Origin of the sequence: Sporosarcina trichiuri (genome assembly GCF_030406775.1) — a bacterium.
GTDB lineage: Bacteria > Bacillota > Bacilli > Bacillales_A > Planococcaceae > Sporosarcina > Sporosarcina trichiuri.
Map to the genome: position 1 here is coordinate 122,963 of NZ_CP129119.1, position 18,759 is coordinate 141,721.

An 18,759-nucleotide genomic window follows, 5' to 3' on the forward strand; every position below is an offset into this window, starting at 1 on the left:
ACGTTTCTAATGACCATTGGAAAAGCAACAGTTGTACGGAAGTCTATCAACTCACAGGAGGATGAGTGGAAATGGCTAAACAAGACAACAATGGTATGGATCCTAAGGACAAACAGCTGGAACAGTACCGAAAACAGAATACCGGACCGGACAAACCGATGACCGACGAAAGCGGCATGAAGACTGCGAACGACCAGAAGACTCTTCGTGCAGGGAAGCGGGGCCCGCTGCTGATGCAGGATTTCCACTTCTATAAGAAGCAGTCCCATTTTAACCGGGAACGGATTCCTGAAAAAGTTGTCCATGCCCGCGGATTCGGCGTCTATGGCGACTTTGAACTGTACGAGTCGATGGAAGACTATACGATGGCGAAATTCCTGCAGGGGAAAGGGAAGAAGACGCCCGTATTCGTCCGTTTCTCGAACTTCGTCGGCAATAGGGGGTCGAAGGACACGGCCGTGGATATCCGCGGATTTGCAGTGAAATTCTATACGGAGGAAGGGAACTATGATTCGCTGGCCCTCCAGTTCCCTGTGTTCCTGCTCGCGGACGCTATGAAATTCATGGACGTGACACACGCGGCGAAACCGAACCCGAAAACGCATATTCCGCAGGCGACGGTGGCTCATGACAGCTTCTGGGATTATGTGGTGAACAATCCGGAGGCTGCTCATATGGTGATGTGGCTGATGTCCATGCGCGGCAGACCGAGAAGCTGGCGGATGATGGAGGGCTATCCCGTCAATACGTTCCGGTTCGTGAATAAGGAGGGCGAGTCGACATTCTTCCGGCTCGTCTGGAAACCGATCCTCGGTGTCCATTCCCTCATGCTGGATGAAGCCAATGCGATCGGCGGCGTGGATCCCGATTTCCATCGGCGCGACATCGTCCAGGCGATCGAGAACGGGGCGTATCCTGAATACGAACTCGGTGTCCAGATGATCGCTGAAGAGGACGAATTCAAGTATGACTTCGATATTCTGGATGACACGAAACTATGGCCGGAAGAACTCATCCCGCCGAAGTTCGTCGGTAAAATGACTTTGAACCGCCTCATGGACAATTTCTTCGCTGAAGAAGAACAGTCCGCCTTCAATCCGAGCAACCTTGTGCCGGGTATTGAATTTTCAAATGATCCGGTTCTCCAGGGACGTTCATTCGCCTATCGGGATACGGAACTCTACCGACAGAACACTGCAAACTACGAGGAATTGCCGGTGAACCGTCCGATCGCCGATGTGCAGAACAACTTCCGGGACAGCTACTCGAAGTATGATATCGAAACGGACACCGTCCACTACCATAACAATTCACTGGCGGATAACACACCGTCGGAAACAGCGCCGGAAGAAGGCGGGTACGAGAATTACCCAGGGAAGGTCGAAGGCCATGTGACACGGGAGCACCCGAGTGATTCATTCCAGGATTATTATTCACAGGCAAGGATCTTCTGGAACAGCCTGTCCATACCTGAAAAACAGGATTTAGTGGAATCGTTCAGTTTCCACATCGGAGCGGTCAAAGACAAACAATTGCGTCAGCGGAACGTTGAATTCTGGGCGAATGTCGATACGGAAATGGCCACCTTGATCGCTGGGAATATCGGGGTGGAACCGCCCAAAACCAAGAACGTCGACGTGGATACCCAATATGCTTCACTGAGCCAGCTGAATTCACCGCACTCTGCCAAGACCATGAAAGTGGGAGTCCTTGTTGGAGAAGGCTTCAATGGAAGAGAAGTGAAAAAAACACTGGAAGCTTTCATGGAAAACGGCATCCTGTTTGAAACTATTTCCGAAAAACAGGGTATGCTGAAAGCGGACGACGGAACCGAACTGGAAGTGCTCAAATCATTCATCGCCGTCCACCCTGCTCTCTATGATGCCATCTATGTGGTCGGAGGCAAATCACCGATGCAGATGAAATTCGACTCCGATGTCATGGATTATGTCCGAGTGCACTACTCGCACAAGAAGCCGATCGGAGTTGCAGCAGGAGCTGAACAGTACGTCGCAATGAGTGAGATGAACAACATGGAAGGCGTTGTCTATGCGAAGGACAGCGGGGCATTCACGGACCAGTTCGTCGAAGCGATTGCACAGCAGCGCTTCTGGAACCGGAAATGAGTGTGAACTGACCCTGACAGGGCAGGCAATTGTGAATTGCACTTGCCTGCCCTGTTTTCCTGTAAAGAACAGAAAAGGGAGGACGCGAAATGCCGTTGAACGTCACACAGAAACTGATTGAAAATCATTTAGTGTCGGGAGAGATGACACCCGGCAGTGAAATCGGTCTGAAGATCGACCAGACACTGACGCAGGATGCCACCGGGACGATGGTCATGCTGGAACTGGAAGCGATGGGTGTCAAACGAGCACAGACGGAAGCGTCCGCACAATATGTGGATCACAATGTCATCCAGGTCGACAACAAGAATGCGGATGATCACCTGTTCCTGCAAAGTGCTACACAGCGCTTCGGACTCTATTACAGCAGACCTGGAAATGGGGTCAGCCATCCCGTCCATATGCAGAGACTTGCTGTGCCTGGGAAAACACTGCTTGGCTCGGACAGCCATACGTGCGCGAATGGCTGCATGGGGATGCTTGCGATGGGAGCCGGCGGTCTCGACGTGGCGCTGGCGATTGCAGGCAATCCGATATACATCAAGATGCCGCAAATATGGGGAGTCCGTCTGTCCGGACAGCTGCCGGATTGGGTGAGTGCGAAGGATGTGATCCTGGAGATGCTCCGGCGCCATGGCGTGAAAGGCGGCGTGGGCAAGATCATTGAATATTACGGCCCTGGACTCGAACATCTGAGTGCCATGGACCGCCACGTCATCGCCAACATGGGGGCGGAGCTCGGTGCAACAGCGACAGTGTTCCCGTCTGATGAGGAAATCCGGCATTTCCTCAAGACACAGGGCCGTGAACAGGACTGGACAGAATTGAAGGCGGATGAAGGAGCAGAGTACGATCTGTACGAAGAGATCGATCTGTCGGCATTGGAGCCCCTGGTTGCGAAACCGTCCAGTCCCGGGAATGTCGTGCCGGTGACGGAAGTCGCGGGGACACCGATCTACCAGTCATACATCGGATCTTCCGCCAATCCGGGGTATCGCGATTTTGCAGTCGTCGCTGAAATCGTCAAAGGGAAGCGTGCGAAAGAAGGCGTATCCTTTGATATCAACCCTACATCCCGGCAGCTGCTGACGGATCTGGTGAAGGAAGGGCATATCGCTTCGCTTCTGCAGGCGGACGCCCGGCTGCATCAGGCAGGCTGCAACGGCTGTATCGGCATGGGACAGGCACCTGCTACAGGGCGCAACAGCTTGCGGACAACCCCGCGCAACTTCCCGGGACGTTCCGGGACACTGGAGGACAGTGTCTTTCTCTGCAGTCCTGAAACCGCTGCGGCGTCTGTCCTGACCGGGGTGATCACAGACCCGCGGACCCTTGACATGCCATATCCGCGGGTCAAGGATCCGGAAGAGCCGACAGTGGACACCAAACTGCTGTCAGAGCCTCTGCCTTACGAGGAAGCGCGGAATGTAGAACTCTACAAAGGCCCGAATATCGCGCTGATTCCGGACATGGATCCTCTGCATGATTACATGGAACTCCCCGTATTGCTCAAGATGGGTGACAATATTTCCACCGACGAAATCCTGGCAGGCGGTGCCCGGGTGCTGCCGTTCCGGAGCAACTTGCCGGAAATCAGCAAGTTCACATTTGAAAACGTGGATCGCACTTATTATTCCCGTGCCAAAGGGACACCGAATGGTCATACGATTATTGCCGGGTACAACTATGGACAAGGGTCGAGCCGTGAACATGCTGCGCTGGCCCCCCGCTATCTCGGGTTGAGGGTGGCGCTGGCCAAAGACTTTGCCCGCATCCACTGGCAGAACCTAGTTAACTTTGGTGTCCTGCCGCTCACTTTCAGTGACCCGGCGGATTACGACCTCCTGAGTGACGGAGATGTACTGCTGATGACGGACGTGAGGGAAAATGTCAAATCAGGCAAGCCATTCACGGTGAGCATCCAAGGAAGCAGCCGCAAAATCCGTGTTGAGCATGCGCTGTCCGGCCGGCAGATCGACGTCATGCTGGAAGGCGGGATGATCAACTGGGCGAAAGCGCGTCAGAACAAAATCGAGGCATAAGGAGGATGGACGAATGATCGACCGTGAGATGACATGTAAAGCATGTGAAGGAACCGGGCTGCTGGCGGACGATGAAGGCTGGCAGTATGGATGCTCGATTTGTGAAGGGAACGGGTATCTCGGGAGACGTACCGGCAGCGACGGCAGCGTACCTCGTGAGACGGACAGCAATAACAGGCTCCTTGACTGAGTTGTGGCAATAACCTGATACTTAGACAAGCCGCTCTTCCTGTTTCAGGAGGGGCTCTATCCCAGTAGAAACATGCTGTGCGGAAAAAGACAGAGGCAGGCGTCTAATACTGAACAGAGCGTTCGGGTGAATGGTTCCCTCACAACAAGAAAGCACCGTGTCCGGTTTTGGACACGGTGCTTTCTTGTCATATCAGACGTTCTGGGAACGAAGCCAGTCGATAGCGACTTGTGCGTGCAGGGCGGCCCCGTATTTGAAGATGCTTTCATCCTGGCTCATGCGCGGATTGTGGACAGGCGGATTGCCTTCTTTCCCGGTCCCCAGGATGACGAACGCCGAAGGGACCGCCTGTGAAATGTATGGAAAATCTTCAGACCCATTAATAGCTCCGAGGTCGACGATATTTCCCTCTCCCATGACATCCGCAAGCGAGCCGCTGATCGAATCGACAAACGCAGGGTCATTGTAGGTGGTCGGCGTGTGGAAATCGGTGATCGTATAAGTGCCACGCCAAGCTTTAACGGTATGGTCGATCATTTCAGGGATCCGCTGGCACAGATGATCGCGCGTTGTCTGATCGAAGCTGCGCATATTGCCGCTCAAGACCGCCTTGTCCGGAATGACATTCGTGACAGTTCCGCCACTCATGGAGCCGACGGAGAACGTGACGTTCTGCTTCGGATCGGCCTCACGCGTAAGCAGCAGGTTCAGGCTTGTGTAAAGCTGGGTCATGATCATGTTGGCATCGACCGTCTTATGCGGCTGGGAACTGTGCCCGCCGTTGCCCTGGATGTCCACGATATACGTATCCATTGCCTGGGTGATCGTCCCTTTGGTGACGGACAGCGTGCCGGCCTCCTGGTGGGGCATGATGTGGATGCCGAACGCCGCGTCCACTTTCGGGTTCTCGAGCGCTCTGTCGTCGATCACCAGCTTGGAGCCGTAGCCCCACTCTTCTCCCGGCTGGAAGAACAGTTTGACGGTCCCCTGCAGTTCGGACTCCCTTTCTTTCAGGACAGCCGCCGCTCCAAGGAGCATCGCCGTATGGGAATCATGACCGCACGCATGCATCTTGCCGGCAGCCGCCGACTTGAAAGCCGAGTCCGTCTCTTCCTCGATCGGCAGTGCATCCATATCGGCGCGGAGCAGGATGCACGGCGAGCCGCTTCCGATTTCCGCCAAGATACCGGTGCAGTCGGTCTGTTCCGGGAACCCGGCCCGGGCAAATTTCTGACGGATTTCCTCCGGCAGAGTGCCGCATTGTCTGTATGCAATGCCGAGATCATCGAGCCGATTCTGGACATAGTCCCGGGTGTTCGGCAGGTCGAAGCCTAATTCGGGATGCTGGTGAAGATGGCGCCGGTCTTTGATGATCTGACCTTCTAATTGTGTAATTTCTTTGAAAATTGAAGACATATCAATCTCTCCTTTTGTTCGGTTAGCTTGGTCCGAGTCCGATGTACTGCGCGATCACAATCAGGAGGAACGCCGCAAAGTGCAGGATGAGGAACAATTTCCACGAGAACTTGACCCAGTCAGCGTAGTTCACATTCGACATGCCGAGCGCAGCCATCAGGCCCCCCGATGTGGGCCACAAGTAGTTCGTGAACCCGTCCCCGAATTGGTAGACAAGAACCATGACTTGCTGGTTTATGCCCAGTATTTTCCCCAGTGGCCCCATGATCGGCATGAGAATGACCGCTTTCCCGCTTCCTGAGACGACGAAGAAATTGAAGAAGATGACGACCAGGAACAGGGCGAGCAACGTGATGATCGAGCCTGTATTGCTCAGCAGGCCTGCGAGTGCATGGACTGCTGTATCGATGATTTCAGCCTGGGTCATGAGGATCATGACCGATCGGGCGAACCCGATGGCAAGTGCGGTCGGCAGCAGTCGTGAAGCCCCGATACCGAAGTCGGCTGCTGCTTCACTCGGCTTCATCCTCAGGATGATGACGAGGAACAGCGCATAGATGGCATAGACTGCAGATAGTTCAGGCATCGCCCAGCCGAGTTTGATAGCCCCGTATGCACTGCCGACAAGGACACCGATGAGGCCGAGGAGCGCAATCTTGCGGGGGAGGGTGAACGGCTCTTCTTCGAATTCAGCCGATTTTGCCTCCTCCAGTTGTACCGCATACTCATCCGCGACGATGCTTTTGTCAGGATGGATTTTCGTCTTGTTGGCATACCGCAGTATGTAGATGACTGAGATGGCGACGAAGATGACAAGGGCGATAATACGGAACAGCAGACCTGAGTAGATCGGCAGTCCGACAATCGACTGGCTGCCCCCTGTTGTATAGAAGTTGACCGCACCTGCCGTGAAGCCGAAGGCAAGACCGACTGTGGAGGTTGCAAACGCGGTGATCCGGTCATAGCCCATTCCCATGACGACTGCCATGGCGAGCGGGATGAACGGGATGCCGCCTTCCCCGAAGCCGATCGTCCCCATGACCGCGAATACAGTAAGCAAAGCGACGATGATCAGTTTTTCTTTGCCCTGTGCGACTCTCAGCAGCTTGTGGATGCCGGCCGCGATTGCTCCTGATTTCTCCAGAAGATACAGCGCGCCGCTTGCGAACAGCAGCATGACGATGATATCCGCAGACTGTACCACCCCATTGTGGAGTGCGGTGAAAAAGTCGAGGAAACCGATCGGCTTCTGCTGATCCACATAATGGAAGACATCCGTGTTCAGTGTCTGGACACCGGTCTCCGGATCCGTCGTCCGCTCATATTGCCCGCTCGGCACAACCCAAGACAGGACGACGACAAGCAGCATGACAAGCAGGAACATAATATAGACGTGCGGGAAGTTGAACCCTTTCCGCTCTTTCTTTGGCTGTGACATCTCTTTTCCCCAAAACCCTTTTTGATAGATCGGTTATTGTGCAAGTACCCCTTTGAACAGCTGGACACCGGTCTCGATCAATTTGTCACGGAAGTCATATTCGCTCGTATGGACATTCGGATACTCCTCCCCATTGCCGACGAAGCAATAGGCGCCTTTCGTTCGTTTGGACAGATGGCCGAAGTCTTCGGAACCTCTGTAGGCTTCCGGCAGCTCAAGGATTTCCAGCCCCCCGGCCTTGGCGCTTTCCCGGAATTTGTCCGAGCACTCTTTGGCATTCGCCGTTTCCGGGAATTCGTCCTGGTATTCGAATGACACCGCAAGTCCATGCTCTTCCGCCTGGTGGTTTGCACAATCTTCCAGGTTGCTCTGCAGACGGTCGAGTTCCTTTTCATACAGCGCACGGATCGTCATTCGGAGCGTCCCCTTGGAAGCGGACATGCCGAACGCCTTCTCGCCGGCATCGATCTGTACAACTGTGCAGAGTACAAGTCCTTCGTTCTGTTCAGGTGACGTAAAGTCTTCTATGGACCGGATAATATTGGCGATTGCCAGTGCCGGGTTCTGCCCGTTCTCCGGCTGGCTTGCATGCGCCGGGGACCCAGCGAGTTGGATGGTCATCCCTTTGGATGCGCACATCATCGTCCCGTCTTTTACTGCAACCGTCTTGAATGGGAGGCCGCTCATATTGTGATAAGCATAGATTTCATCTATCTGCTCATCTTCAATAAGATCCACACATTGAATGGCGCCGTCACCGGTCTCTTCAGCGGGCTGGAACAGGAAGAAAACGTTCTGGTCCGCACCGTTCTGGTCGATTTCAAGTGCAAACACTGCCAGGGTGGAGGAATGCCCGTCATGGCCGCATTTATGGGCTTTACCCGGATATTCGGATGCCCAAGGCAGGTCGATGACTTCATCCATTGGAAGAGCGTCGAAATCCGCCCGGAATGCGATGTTCGGCTTACCGTCACCGGAACGGTATGCCGCATAGAACCAATTGCCGCGGTCGATCAATTCCAGATTGGTTGTATGCGTTTTCAAAAAGGACATAAGATGCTGTTTCGTCCATGTCTCTTCGTTGGACAGTTCCGGATGGGCATGGAGCTCGTGCCGAAGCTGGACAGCCAGCTCCAAGTTGTGTTCGTTCATGAAAAAGGACCTCCTGCAGTTAGTTCAGCTCGTGCAAAGGATGTTGGCGCTTTCATTGATTTTCTGTCCAGCGGTCAGGGAACCGCTGTTGATCTGTTCGACGATGTAATTGTAGACGTGATCCGTCAAGGATAAATAGTCTTTCAAGCGATCACCTCAATTTCTTTTTTGTCCTCTATTATATCGATGATTAGAAAAAACAATTTTTGTTATCCGTTTCTGCGGCCGGATAGCAGCTGATACTGTTTTTGAACAGAAAACAAGCGGCCATCTCCGTTAGGTGGAAATGGCCGCTTGTGAGTGTGTAAACCGGGCACGGGTCAGAGGAATTACCTTACATATAGCCCCACTGCATCGCGAACAAGGTGCCGAAGATGGTGACCAGGCCGACGAACAGCGCATAGAGGATATTCATATACAGCGTTTTGCTTTCTGCATTCTCTTTCACGTGCATGAACAGGAACAGTTATAGACCTGCCTGGACGAGAGCCGTCACCACAAGGGGCATAACTGTACTGCGCACAGCGCACCCTTTTATTAACGATGGAGAGCCTCTTTGAACAGTCTTTCCAAGTAATCCGTACTTGTGATCGCCCGGTTGCATGCAATGCTGTCGGTACAGATGAAGTTGCCGATCGTCCGGTAATAGTCGGGATTGTTCGCCTTGCGCTCTTTCGTCACGGTCGTAACCAGCGTGACAGGCCCTTGCTGATGGCAGATGGAACACGTGTTATGCAGGATATTCGGGGAATAGCTGCACTCGAGACCCTCAAGCCTGCCATCGAGGATATACAGCAAATACTTTCGGTTCGACCGGCTGTCGTTCCAGCCCAGGTAGGTCGTCTGTTCCAAATCAAATTCCGTCAGGTCCGGCAGTTTCAACTTTTTGCGTTTCGGAAATAATTTCTTCAACTGCGGATCGGTGACTTCGGGGAATGGAAGACGATACGCAGCCAGGCGGGATAGGCCATGGTCGTATTCTTCAATCGTCTTGTATGGGGTGAAGTCCAGCAATCTCTCTTGTTCCGCCGTCAGTCCGGGGATGCAGGATAAGATCCGGTCCGCGGACAATGCGATGATTGAATTCCTGACAGCGGGCGTCAAGTGTGGTTTCGTGCTTTGGCGCATAGCGGCCACCTGTTTGCTGATGTAATTATATTGTTCGTTTCGGATGAATTTCTCTGTCATTGGAACTGCTCCTCTATGTTATTTCTGATGTAAGTGTACCCGAGCCGCGGCAGGGAGGCTAGCGGGAAAACAAGTAGGAACTGTTTAGTGCACAAAACCCCTGGCGCAAGACCGTCTGACGGCTGCGCAGGGGTTTTCATCGTTTACTTACTCGTATAGACGATCTTCTTGATGGTGTCAGCAGACAGGTGATAGGCGGCCGCCAAGTCGCCGATCCGTTCACCTTCCGTGAATTGTCTCCGAATTTCGCGGTTCCGTTCATCCAGCGTGTGCCGGCTGCCGGAGGCGGTTCCCCAGCGCAACCGTTCCCCGCGTTGTTTCGGAATGTACAGCGTTTCTCCTTGGATATGTTGCTGAATGGCTGCTAGCAGTTCCTCCGGCAGTACTTTTTTTGCGTTTACATAGTTCACGTTCGCTCGCTCCTTATTAGCGTAATGGAATAAGGGAGCAAAGCCGGGCTTTTAAAAAGCAGATTAGCGATAAAGCAGATCGGTCAGCCCCATGCAAAGTATCGCCTTTCCGTTTCCGGGCTTTGCATGAGTGCGTGCGGTATCAGACAATCGCAACGGATTCTCCAACGATATACACCTCCATGGGCTGAATGGACTGCCACCAGCCAACGTAATAGATTACAGTCTACCGAAATTCCTTATTGTACACAAGCTGCCAGTGATTCTGAGGGGAGCTGCCGGTGAACCGTCCGATCGCCGATGTGCAGAATAACTACCGGGACAGTTACTCCAAGATAGTAGAAGAAAACAAGCGCCTATTTCCAATTGAAGGAAATAGGCGCTTGTGAGTACATATGCCGCCTGCCGAACAGGAGGATCATTTCACCATATATCCCCACTGCATCGCGAACAGGGTGCCGAAGATGGTGACCAGTCCGACGAACAGCGCATAGAGGATATTCATATACAGCGTTTTGCTTTCTGCATTCTCTTTCACGTGCATGAACAGGAACAGCTGGAGTCCGGCCTGAACAAGAGCCGTCACGACGAGGATCGTCATGCCGGCCGCAAAGGACAGGTCGAACAGAACAGCGACGAGCGCGATGAGGGACAGTAGAAGCGAAAACAGGAAGCCCATGACATGCTGGGCGGGAAATAACTGTTTCATCATCCCATCAGTCCTTTCAGGTAGACGAAGCTGAAGATGAAAATCCAGACCACGTCCAGGAAGTGCCAGTACAGCGAGAAGATGAAGGATTTGTTCGCTGTTTCCGGTGTGAAGCCGCGTTTGGCGATCTGTACAATGATCGCGCCGCCCCAGAGCAGACCGAACGTGACGTGCAGTCCGTGTGTGCCGAGAAGGGTGAACAGGGCGGACAGGAAGCCGCTCGTCTGAATCGTCGCCCCTTCACTGACATAGGTGACGAATTCGTACACTTCCACGCCGAGGAAGCAGGCACCCAGCAGAAGGGTGATCCCGAAAAATGTCAGCATCGGCTTTTTCAGGCCGAGCCGCATGGCATGAATGGCAAGTCCGATCGTGAAACTGCTGGACAGCAGGAGGACCGTTTCGATCATGACCGGGCTGAGATGGAACAGATCGGTTGCGGAAGGGCCGACATTCGTATTGCTCTGCAGCGTGAAATATACGGCGAACAAGGTGGAGAACAGGGCGATTTCCGCCCCGAGGAAGATCCAGAATCCGAGGATCTTCATCTTGTTCTCATCGGTACTGTATTCCATCGGCACTGTGTGGTCAATTTTCATGTCGTTCACCTCGATATGCATTTTCTGTCCGTTCAATTTCTTCAACAGAAATGTAGTGTCCGTGATCTTTTTCGAATGATCGGTGTGCCATCAGTGCGATGATGACCAATCCGGTGATGATGGCAGGAATCCACCAGCTGAAAACCATGAAGAAGCCCCAGAAGAAGAAGATGGCCCCCATGATAACCGGCATCCCGCTGTTATTCGGCATATGGATCGGTTCGTAAGCCGTATCCGCCAGTGGTTTGCCTTCTTTTTTCGCAAACCAGTAAGCATCCAGACGGTTGACTTTCGGGATGACCGCAAAGTTGTACTCCGGTACAGGACTGTGCGTACTCCATTCAAGCGAGCGTGCGTCCCAAGGATCTCCGTCCGTGTCGCGCGGCATGTAACGGGTGCTCCAGTAAATGTTGTACACCAGGAGGATGAATCCGATCGTCAGACCGACAGCTCCCACCATAGACAGCATGTTAAGCGCACCGTACCCTGTGCTCTCCGAATAGGTGTACATCCGGCGAGTCATACCGTTCAGACCCAGCAGGAAGAGCGGGAAGAACGTGACATTGAAACTGATGATGATGAACCAGAACGCCGATTTCCCCAGTTTTTCGTTGAGACGGAAGCCGAACACTTTCGGAAACCAGTAGTGGAATCCTGCGATGACCGCGAACACGGTACCCGGGATCAGCACATAGTGGAAGTGGGCGACCAGGAACATCGTATTATGATATTGATAATCGGCACTGGCCATGGCGAGCATGACGCCCGTCACACCGCCGATTGTGAAAATCGGGATGAACGCCAGAGAATAGAGCATCGGCGTCGTAAAGCTGATTTTCCCTTTCCGGAGGGTGAACAGCCAGTTGAATATCTTGACACCGGTCGGTACGGCGATCGCCATCGTCGTGATGGAGAAGACGCTGTTGACCATGACGCCGTGACCCATTGTGTAGAAGTGGTGGGCCCATACGACGAACGACAGCAGGGAGATCGCTACCATACTGACGACCATCGACTTATAGCCGTACAGATTCTTACGTGCGAACGCTGAGATGATCTCGCTGTAGATCCCGAATGCCGGCAGTACGACGATATAGACTTCAGGATGACCCCATACCCAGAACAGGTTGGCCCAGAGCATGTCCATCCCGCCGTTCTGCATGGCGAAGAACTGTGTTCCGAACTGGCGGTCGAGTGTCATCAGTGCAAGGGCAACCGTCAGGACAGGGAATGCGAAGACGATGATCACGTTTGTGATCAGTACCGACCAAGTGAACATCGGCATCTTCATGAGCGTCATTCCCGGAGCGCGCATTTTCAGGATGGTCACGAGGAAGTTGATACCTGTCAATAGCGTACCGATCCCGGCAATCTGCAGGGCGATGGAGTAATAGTTGTTTCCTACCGTCGGACTGAACTCGAGGCTTGCCAGCGGGAAGTACGCAGACCAGCCTGCATCAGGCGATCCCCCGATGACGAACGATATGTTGAAGAGCATGGCTCCGGCGAAGAACAGCCAGAAGCTGACGGCGTTCAGCCGCGGGAAGGCGACGTCACGGGCACCGATCTGCAAAGGGATGACCACGTTCATCAGCCCGATGATGAACGGCATCGCCATGAAGAGGATCATGATGACCCCGTGTGTGGTGAAGATTTCGTTGTAATGCTGACCGTCGAGCAGTCCGTTGTCCGGAACTGCTGTCTGGGCCCGCATGAGCAGAGCATCGACGCCTCCGCGGAAGAGCATGAGGAGGGCGGCGAGAATATACATGACACCGATTTTTTTATGGTCGACAGTGGTGAGCCAGTTGGTCCACAGCCAGTTCCACTTTTTAAAGTAGGTGAGCGCAATCGGAATCGCGAGTGAAACGACGACAATACTTACCATTGCTGCGTAGATCATCGGCTCTCCGGTTACGAAAAATTCGTCCCATTTCATCGTGTTGTGCTCCTTTCGTCAGCTGGCATTCCGTAGGGGACGTACATGCAGCAATTTTCCTTAATGAGCATCATGCTGTCCCTCCATATCCATGTCCATATCCATGTCGCTCTGGCCATCATTATCGGCTGATCCATGATGGTGTCCGCTATGTTCGCCTTCAGGTGCAGGACGGAATGACAGGTGGGTTGTAGAATACGTTTTCCGTCCGACATGTTCGGCTGCGAGCAGACTGTCGAACTCTTTCTCTGTAAGTGCAGGAGCAGTCGCTCTTACATCGGCGACCCATTCCTTGTAATCTTCGTCTGTCAGTGACTGAGCTTCGAATTCCATCTTGGCGAAACCTTCCCCGCTGAAGTTGGAGTTTTTCCCCATGAACGAGCCGGGTACATCAGCCGACATATGGATTTTTGTCACCATGTCGCTCATTGCGTATTTCTGACCCGCGAGTTGCGGAATCCAGAAGCTTGTAATCGGTCCGTAAGAATAGAGACGGAACTCGATTGGGCGATTCGCCGGGAAATTCACATAGTTGACCGTCTCGATTCCTTCCTCCGGATAGCTGAAATGCCATTTCCAGTTCGAAGACGATGCGTAGATCACTAATGGTTTCTGATCGGCATACACTTTCGACTTTTGTTCCACTGTGCTTGTTGTCGAGACTGTCACTACAGACAGGATGATGACAATGACCACAGGGATCGCTGTCCAGATGATTTCGAGCCACTTGTTGCCTTCTTCATGAGGCGGTTCGTACGAGTCATCCAGCTTGGAGGCGCGATACTTAAGCAGGACGACTGTGTAGAGTACGTAGACGACGAGCAAAATTCCCGCCATGATAACGATCGAAAACAGAATTGTGTTGGAAAGAGTCCGGGCTTGCGGACCTTTCGGGTCGAATATGAGCAGTGGGTTGTCACATCCGGCAAGCAAAGCAGCCGTCAGGGCAACGAGCAGAAATGCAATCCGCTTCTTTTTCATATCAGTACTCCTCCCGAGTAAAATAGTGAACTGCTTGTCTTTGTCTATTTTAATCCTAAAATATTTAAAATAATGTATTAACTAAATATTTATGGATTAAATGAGGAAGAACGTTTGTGCGATACCCATCATAGAACGGCTTAATTGAAAATACAATGGCGAAACTGTGTCGTCAAAAAAGGTTCTTAATATGGGAGTTGGGATGAGCAGATTGCTTTTATCGCAGAGTCGGTAAGTGATAATATAACTATGAATGTCACAGGTGAGATGTTAGAAAGATTAGGTTTTTTAGTTTAAGTTAAAAATCTGAGTGGGAAGGACTCTGTATATCGAGGAGATAACGAAAAAACGTGCCGCCCCTGTTCTGCCGGGGCGGCACGTTTTTTCAATGCAATCTTTCATTCGCATGGGGAAGGGGGTTTTGACGGGATCGACGTGTCCGGACTGCCATCGAAAGGGAAATGGCGGCACACACGAAGGCGATGATGACAATCGATCCCCCGACCGCCGGCATGCTGGTCACACTGCCGGTATGGCTGAAGGCGATCCCGCCGATACCGGAGCCGAGTGCAATGCCGACTTGCAGCGCCGAGTTATTGAAACTTTGATGGATATCCGAGGATGCCGGATCGGTCTGGATGATGTAATCCTGCTGCGCTGGTGCGAGCGCCCAGCTCAACGCTCCCCATGCCATCATGACGACGATGAAGACCGGCATGAAACTCGTAGAGACCGGCAGTATGAACAGACTGACAGAAAAAGCGGCAAGGATGATCAGGATGCTCTTCTTCGAGCCGAGACGTGACGCAAGGCTGCCGCCGAACGCACCGCCTCCGACTGCTGCGATGCCGAATAGGAAGTAGAAGACACTGATCCAGGATGGGGCAAGATGCATCGTCGTCTCCAGGAACGGTGTGAAGTAGGCATACACGGTGTAATGCCCGGCCAGCATGAACATCGTCGCAAGATGCGCAAAGATGATTTTCTTATTGGCCAGCGCTTTCAGCTGCTCGGACAGCGGCTGCACTTCGCCCGCCGGAATCTTTTCAAAGAATTTGCTGATGAGCAGGATCGACCCGATCGTCAGGACAGCGATGCCGATGAAGACCGTCCGCCAGCCGAAAGCATTTGTAATGACGATACCGATCGGCACACCGAGTACGAGCGAGGAACTGACCCCCATATAGATATAGCCAAGCGCTTTTGCCCGTTTGCTCGGATGTGCAATGCGGGCCGTGATGGTCAGCGCCAAGACGATGACCAGCGCCGCACTGGCAGCCGTGATGACACGGGCAGTCATCATGATCGCAAAGTTCGGACTGAGGACGGTCATGACGTTGCCGGCAAAGAAGATGGCCAGGGTGATGATGAATAGCTGTTTACGTTCGAATTTTGCAGTGAGTGACAGCAGGACGGGCCCAGCGATTGCATAGACGAGCGCAAAAATCGTAATGAGCTGCCCGGCGGTTGCAATCGAGATGTCCAGATCATCTGCAATGGTCGGTAAAATACCGCCGACCACAAGCTCCACCAATCCGACTGTGATCGCGGAGATGGCTAATAGAAGTACACGAAAATCCAACTAATCTCCTCCTAAGGCAAGGACCGGTCTGTTTTCTGAAAATAAAAAAATCCCGATTACAAATAGAAATTTGTAATCAGGATTTGACGGTTCCTGGTAGAGACCCTCGAACCATATTATCGAGGTTATACAGATCGGCCTTATTTAAAATTTTTCTATTCCCTACTATATCACAAGTAAGGCCAGATGGCAAGCGAGCAATGCCGGAAAACAGATGGACCTCCGTTTACCGATGCAGACGGACGGGGAATAGATGACCAAACCACAGGAGAAAGGGAGTCTTCGATGAAACGAATTCTACAACTGACCGGTATCGGCATCGTCAGCGGGGCGGTACTCGCAGCGCTTATGCAGCTCATATATGAACTGACTGGCAGTCAAGCATATGTCCTGCTCTACAACGTCGATTACTGGCCAATCATCCATGTCTTCCAGGATGTGCCCGGATTCGGCCTTGCTTTCCATTTTGTATTCTGCATTGCCAGTGTCGTTGGTCTGTATTACATATTGAAAGTTTTCGGAATGGAATATACACTGTGGCCTTACATCGCTGTCTATACGATCGGCAGCGGGATTTTGTACTTCCTTACACTGCTGACGGATCTGCCGCCGGCTGCAGATGATCCGATTGCCTGGGCTTACTGGACAGCCAGCCACTTCGTCTACAGCCTGATTGTCGCGGAGATGATCATCCGGTTCGTCGGCAGGCGGGAACTTCATGCGAAAACCGTATGAACCGCTTATTCTGTGCTTTCCATGGTACGATATCCATGAACGTCAAGGATCGTAAGGCAGGCATAGGAAAAGGAGAGAGGCTGGATGGGGACATGGTTTCCGGCAATCTACGACACAGCGATGAAACCGCTGGAAGAAGGGGAATTCAAACGGATACGGAAACAACTCGTAACAGGAGCTGCCGGACGGGTACTTGAAATCGGATACGGGACAGGCGTGAATTTCCCTTTCTATAGAAGTGCCGTATCGGTTGATGCGATTGAACCCAATCCTTCGATGGCCGCGCGGGCTGAGAAGAAGCTGCAAGACGCCCGTGTGCCGATCCGGCTGTCTGCGGCATCTGCCGAGAAGCTGCCATTTCCGGATGACACGTTCGACACGGTCGTCGCGACGCTCGTATTCTGTACGATTCCGGACCCTGAAAAAGCCCTACGGGAGATACAGCGCGTCAGCCGGCAGGGTGCCAAACTCCTGTTTTTCGAACACGTCCGGCTCCGGCAGCCGGTCCTGCGGAAACTCCAGGACTGGCTGAACCCGATGTGGAGCAGGGTCTGTGACGGCTGCCAGCTGAACCGTGACACACTCGGCTTGATCCGCAAGGTCGAAATTACAGTCGATCGCGTGGATGAGTACTATGGCAAGCTGTTTCTCGCAATTGAAGGAAAAAACGGCAAGATGACTGCAGACAGAGTTTCACCTGAAGAAAGGCAGTGAGCACATGAATAAATGGCAGACGCGTTTCGATACAGAAGAATACATCTTTGGCAAAGAGCCGAATGAATTCATCCGGGAAGCGGCGCAACTTTATACGCTCGGACCGGATATCCTGGCGATTGCAGAAGGGGAAGGCCGCAATGCTGTCTATCTTGCAGGACATGGCAACCAGGTCACGATCTGGGATTTCGCGGAATCCGGACTCGCCAAGGCACAGCAGCTTGCAAAGGAGAACGGCGTGCAGCTGGCGACGGAACTGAAAGACCTGGCCGAAGCGGCATGGCCGGAAAACCAGTACGATGCAGTCATCTGTGTCTTCGGCCACTTCCCGCCGGAGCTGCGGGCGCGTGTGCTGGAAGGTGTCCGGACTGCAGTGAAACCGGGCGGACTCTTCATCACGGAAGTGTATGCAAAAGAGCAGCTGGCATATGGAACAGGCGGGCCGAAAGAAGAGGACTACCTGTACAGCCTGGCCGACTTCGACGTGTTCAGGGAGTGGGAAACCCTCCGGCTCGAACAGAAGGAAGTCGAGCGCCACGAAGGGACCGGCCATAACGGATTATCCTGTGTCATCCAGTATGCGGGACGGAAGTGATAAGTGAAAAGACTGCAGCCCGGATTTCAGCGGGCTGCAGTCTTTTCAGATGGCTGCACGGACACGGTCGAACAGGACATTGTTCTCCAAGTGGACATGTTCAAACGTTTCCTTCTCGAACTGCTCAAGCCGCGCATAGACCAGGCGGTAGGTTCCACACGCTTCAGCAGGCGGGGTGAAGTTATCGGTGATCTCCCGCAACTCGTGAAGAAGACGGCCGGCATTGTCGTGCTCATTCTCCAATTCGGTGACATGCGGCTTAAGGTGTTCTTTTTTGGCAGGAGTCGGCTCTTGCATATAATCCAGAATGAGCGGGAAGACATTTTCGTCCTCGTCATCCGTATGATCGATCAGTTCTGCGCGCAGCAGTTTGAAGATTTCTTGGACACGCAGCAAGTGGGGGTGATGTTCCCCATGTACGCGTGCAACTTTCGTGATGTAAGGAGCGAGGAGCGGCAGCTCTTCGCGCAGGCCGGCATGGTATTTCTCCTGGATGTAGGCGATCAATGTCTTTTCGCCGAACGACGAAGGTTCCAGACTCTGCCGGTACTCCTGCTTCTCATCGATCTGCCGGACTTGTCTCAGGACCTCTTCCGGTTCGAGACCACGCTGGACAGCCGCCTCCTGCAGAGGAATCTTACCACCGCAGCAGTAATCGATACGCAAGGTGCGGAACAGATCGGCGCTTTGAGGAATCACGGTGACAATGTCAGAGACATGCTGGTCAAGTGTGATGGTTGACATGTATATGGCCTCCTAGAATATAAATGATAATTGTTCTCACTACTTATCGTACGCTGTCCTGCGCAGGATTCCTATAAGGGAAATGCCTAATTCATGAAAGCTGTCATTGGCAACAGTGACGTTTTCGTATGACTCGCCTATAAATCGATATGGATTTTATTCCATTCATTCCTTATACTGAAATGGATAACAGGAAGCC

General features: G+C 52.9%; 19 protein-coding genes and 1 riboswitch. Of the genes, 6 read left to right on the plus strand and 13 right to left on the minus strand.

Going from position 1 to position 18,759, the window contains the following annotated elements:
• The first annotated feature begins 71 nt into the window (after positions 1 to 71).
• The 3 genes from QWT68_RS00725 (at position 72) to QWT68_RS00735 (ending at position 4,358) form a co-directional block, all read left to right on the plus strand.
• On the plus strand, positions 72 to 2,126 hold the full coding sequence (locus tag QWT68_RS00725; protein WP_290149063.1) for a catalase: 2,055 nt from the start codon (positions 72 to 74) through the stop codon (positions 2,124 to 2,126).
• 89 nt (positions 2,127 to 2,215) lie between these two features.
• A complete protein-coding gene (locus tag QWT68_RS00730) occupies positions 2,216 to 4,168 on the plus strand; it encodes an aconitate hydratase (protein WP_040285895.1) in 1,953 nt (650 codons plus the stop codon).
• Between the two features lie 13 nt (positions 4,169 to 4,181).
• Positions 4,182 to 4,358: a hypothetical protein gene (locus QWT68_RS00735; protein WP_179860751.1), complete on the plus strand. Its 177-nt coding sequence runs from the start codon at positions 4,182 to 4,184 to the stop codon at positions 4,356 to 4,358.
• 192 nt (positions 4,359 to 4,550) lie between these two features.
• Here QWT68_RS00735 and QWT68_RS00740 read toward each other — a convergent pair whose 3' ends face one another.
• The 12 genes from QWT68_RS00740 to QWT68_RS00795 form a co-directional block, all read right to left on the minus strand.
• Entirely contained in the window at positions 4,551 to 5,774 is a 1,224-nt protein-coding gene (locus QWT68_RS00740) for a M20 metallopeptidase family protein (RefSeq protein ID WP_290149064.1), read from the minus strand.
• Positions 5,775 to 5,796: 22 nt separating this feature from the next.
• The gene (locus tag QWT68_RS00745; protein WP_290149065.1) at positions 5,797 to 7,212 is read right to left on the minus strand and encodes a YfcC family protein; all 1,416 of its coding nucleotides are present in this window, start codon (positions 7,210 to 7,212) and stop codon (positions 5,797 to 5,799) included.
• A gap of 33 nt (positions 7,213 to 7,245) precedes the next feature.
• The gene (locus tag QWT68_RS00750; protein WP_290149066.1) at positions 7,246 to 8,364 is read right to left on the minus strand and encodes a M20 metallopeptidase family protein; all 1,119 of its coding nucleotides are present in this window, start codon (positions 8,362 to 8,364) and stop codon (positions 7,246 to 7,248) included.
• A 24-nt stretch (positions 8,365 to 8,388) separates the two neighbouring features.
• The gene (locus QWT68_RS00755; RefSeq protein WP_276327485.1) at positions 8,389 to 8,511 is read right to left on the minus strand and encodes a hypothetical protein; all 123 of its coding nucleotides are present in this window, start codon (positions 8,509 to 8,511) and stop codon (positions 8,389 to 8,391) included.
• Positions 8,512 to 8,698: 187 nt separating this feature from the next.
• Positions 8,699 to 8,818, minus strand: a complete 120-nt coding sequence (locus QWT68_RS15640) for a cytochrome C oxidase subunit IV family protein (RefSeq protein ID WP_488803639.1) — start codon at positions 8,816 to 8,818, stop codon at positions 8,699 to 8,701.
• An 83-nt stretch (positions 8,819 to 8,901) separates the two neighbouring features.
• Positions 8,902 to 9,552 carry a FusB/FusC family EF-G-binding protein gene (locus QWT68_RS00765; RefSeq protein ID WP_040285891.1) on the minus strand — a complete coding sequence of 217 codons (651 nt, stop codon included), beginning with the start codon at positions 9,550 to 9,552 and terminating at the stop codon, positions 8,902 to 8,904.
• A 143-nt stretch (positions 9,553 to 9,695) separates the two neighbouring features.
• Entirely contained in the window at positions 9,696 to 9,962 is a 267-nt protein-coding gene (locus QWT68_RS00770; protein ID WP_040285890.1) for a CD3324 family protein, read from the minus strand.
• Between the two features lie 418 nt (positions 9,963 to 10,380).
• Positions 10,381 to 10,671: a cytochrome aa3 quinol oxidase subunit IV gene (gene qoxD / locus QWT68_RS00775; RefSeq protein WP_290149071.1), complete on the minus strand. Its 291-nt coding sequence runs from the start codon at positions 10,669 to 10,671 to the stop codon at positions 10,381 to 10,383.
• Positions 10,671 to 11,270 (minus strand): cytochrome aa3 quinol oxidase subunit III, encoded by a 600-nt coding sequence (gene qoxC, locus QWT68_RS00780; RefSeq protein ID WP_040285889.1) that lies wholly within the window; start codon positions 11,268 to 11,270, stop codon positions 10,671 to 10,673. Before qoxC ends, qoxD begins: the two co-directional genes overlap by 1 nt.
• Complete coding sequence (gene qoxB / locus QWT68_RS00785; RefSeq protein WP_040285888.1) at positions 11,260 to 13,209, minus strand: cytochrome aa3 quinol oxidase subunit I; 1,950 nt, start codon at positions 13,207 to 13,209, stop codon at positions 11,260 to 11,262. The genes qoxC and qoxB overlap by 11 nt, the downstream gene beginning before the upstream one ends.
• Positions 13,210 to 13,269: 60 nt before the next feature.
• Complete coding sequence (gene qoxA, locus QWT68_RS00790; protein ID WP_290149072.1) at positions 13,270 to 14,190, minus strand: cytochrome aa3 quinol oxidase subunit II; 921 nt, start codon at positions 14,188 to 14,190, stop codon at positions 13,270 to 13,272.
• A 385-nt stretch (positions 14,191 to 14,575) separates the two neighbouring features.
• Positions 14,576 to 15,772 (minus strand): MFS transporter, encoded by a 1,197-nt coding sequence (locus QWT68_RS00795; RefSeq protein WP_290149073.1) that lies wholly within the window; start codon positions 15,770 to 15,772, stop codon positions 14,576 to 14,578.
• A gap of 53 nt (positions 15,773 to 15,825) precedes the next feature.
• Positions 15,826 to 15,925: riboswitch (purine riboswitch) on the minus strand.
• 132 nt (positions 15,926 to 16,057) lie between these two features.
• On the opposite strand from QWT68_RS00795, the gene QWT68_RS00800 reads away from it, so the two are divergent.
• From QWT68_RS00800 to QWT68_RS00810, 3 genes are all read left to right on the plus strand, one after another.
• Entirely contained in the window at positions 16,058 to 16,507 is a 450-nt protein-coding gene (locus QWT68_RS00800) for a hypothetical protein (protein ID WP_040285886.1), read from the plus strand.
• An 84-nt stretch (positions 16,508 to 16,591) separates the two neighbouring features.
• The gene (locus QWT68_RS00805) at positions 16,592 to 17,221 is read left to right on the plus strand and encodes a class I SAM-dependent methyltransferase (protein WP_290149074.1); all 630 of its coding nucleotides are present in this window, start codon (positions 16,592 to 16,594) and stop codon (positions 17,219 to 17,221) included.
• Between the two features lie 4 nt (positions 17,222 to 17,225).
• On the plus strand, positions 17,226 to 17,816 hold the full coding sequence (locus QWT68_RS00810; RefSeq protein WP_290149075.1) for a class I SAM-dependent methyltransferase: 591 nt from the start codon (positions 17,226 to 17,228) through the stop codon (positions 17,814 to 17,816).
• Between the two features lie 45 nt (positions 17,817 to 17,861).
• On the opposite strand, the gene ric is transcribed toward QWT68_RS00810, so the two are convergent.
• Positions 17,862 to 18,560, minus strand: a complete 699-nt coding sequence (gene ric, locus QWT68_RS00815) for an iron-sulfur cluster repair di-iron protein (RefSeq protein WP_290149076.1) — start codon at positions 18,558 to 18,560, stop codon at positions 17,862 to 17,864.
• Positions 18,561 to 18,759 lie beyond the last annotated feature (199 nt).

Excerpts from the sequence above, each read along its gene's own strand:
- QWT68_RS00800 (WP_040285886.1), top strand. The coding sequence starts at position 16,058 with ATGAAACGAATTCTACAACTGACCGGTATCGGCATCGTCAGCGGGGCG.
- QWT68_RS00735 (WP_179860751.1), top strand. The coding sequence starts at position 4,182 with ATGATCGACCGTGAGATGACATGTAAAGCATGTGAAGGAACCGGGCTG.
- QWT68_RS00730 (WP_040285895.1), top strand. The coding sequence starts at position 2,216 with ATGCCGTTGAACGTCACACAGAAACTGATTGAAAATCATTTAGTGTCG.
- qoxB (WP_040285888.1), bottom strand. The coding sequence starts at position 13,209 with ATGAAATGGGACGAATTTTTCGTAACCGGAGAGCCGATGATCTACGCA.
- qoxA (WP_290149072.1), bottom strand. The coding sequence starts at position 14,190 with ATGAAAAAGAAGCGGATTGCATTTCTGCTCGTTGCCCTGACGGCTGCT.
- QWT68_RS00725 (WP_290149063.1), top strand. The coding sequence starts at position 72 with ATGGCTAAACAAGACAACAATGGTATGGATCCTAAGGACAAACAGCTG.
- QWT68_RS00745 (WP_290149065.1), bottom strand. The coding sequence starts at position 7,212 with ATGTCACAGCCAAAGAAAGAGCGGAAAGGGTTCAACTTCCCGCACGTC.
- QWT68_RS00810 (WP_290149075.1), top strand. The coding sequence starts at position 17,226 with ATGAATAAATGGCAGACGCGTTTCGATACAGAAGAATACATCTTTGGC.
- QWT68_RS00740 (WP_290149064.1), bottom strand. The coding sequence starts at position 5,774 with ATGTCTTCAATTTTCAAAGAAATTACACAATTAGAAGGTCAGATCATC.
- qoxD (WP_290149071.1), bottom strand. The coding sequence starts at position 10,671 with ATGAAACAGTTATTTCCCGCCCAGCATGTCATGGGCTTCCTGTTTTCG.
- ric (WP_290149076.1), bottom strand. The coding sequence starts at position 18,560 with ATGTCAACCATCACACTTGACCAGCATGTCTCTGACATTGTCACCGTG.
- QWT68_RS15640 (WP_488803639.1), bottom strand. The coding sequence starts at position 8,818 with ATGCACGTGAAAGAGAATGCAGAAAGCAAAACGCTGTATATGAATATC.
- qoxC (WP_040285889.1), bottom strand. The coding sequence starts at position 11,270 with ATGAAAATTGACCACACAGTGCCGATGGAATACAGTACCGATGAGAAC.
- QWT68_RS00765 (WP_040285891.1), bottom strand. The coding sequence starts at position 9,552 with ATGACAGAGAAATTCATCCGAAACGAACAATATAATTACATCAGCAAA.
- QWT68_RS00750 (WP_290149066.1), bottom strand. The coding sequence starts at position 8,364 with ATGAACGAACACAACTTGGAGCTGGCTGTCCAGCTTCGGCACGAGCTC.
- QWT68_RS00805 (WP_290149074.1), top strand. The coding sequence starts at position 16,592 with ATGGGGACATGGTTTCCGGCAATCTACGACACAGCGATGAAACCGCTG.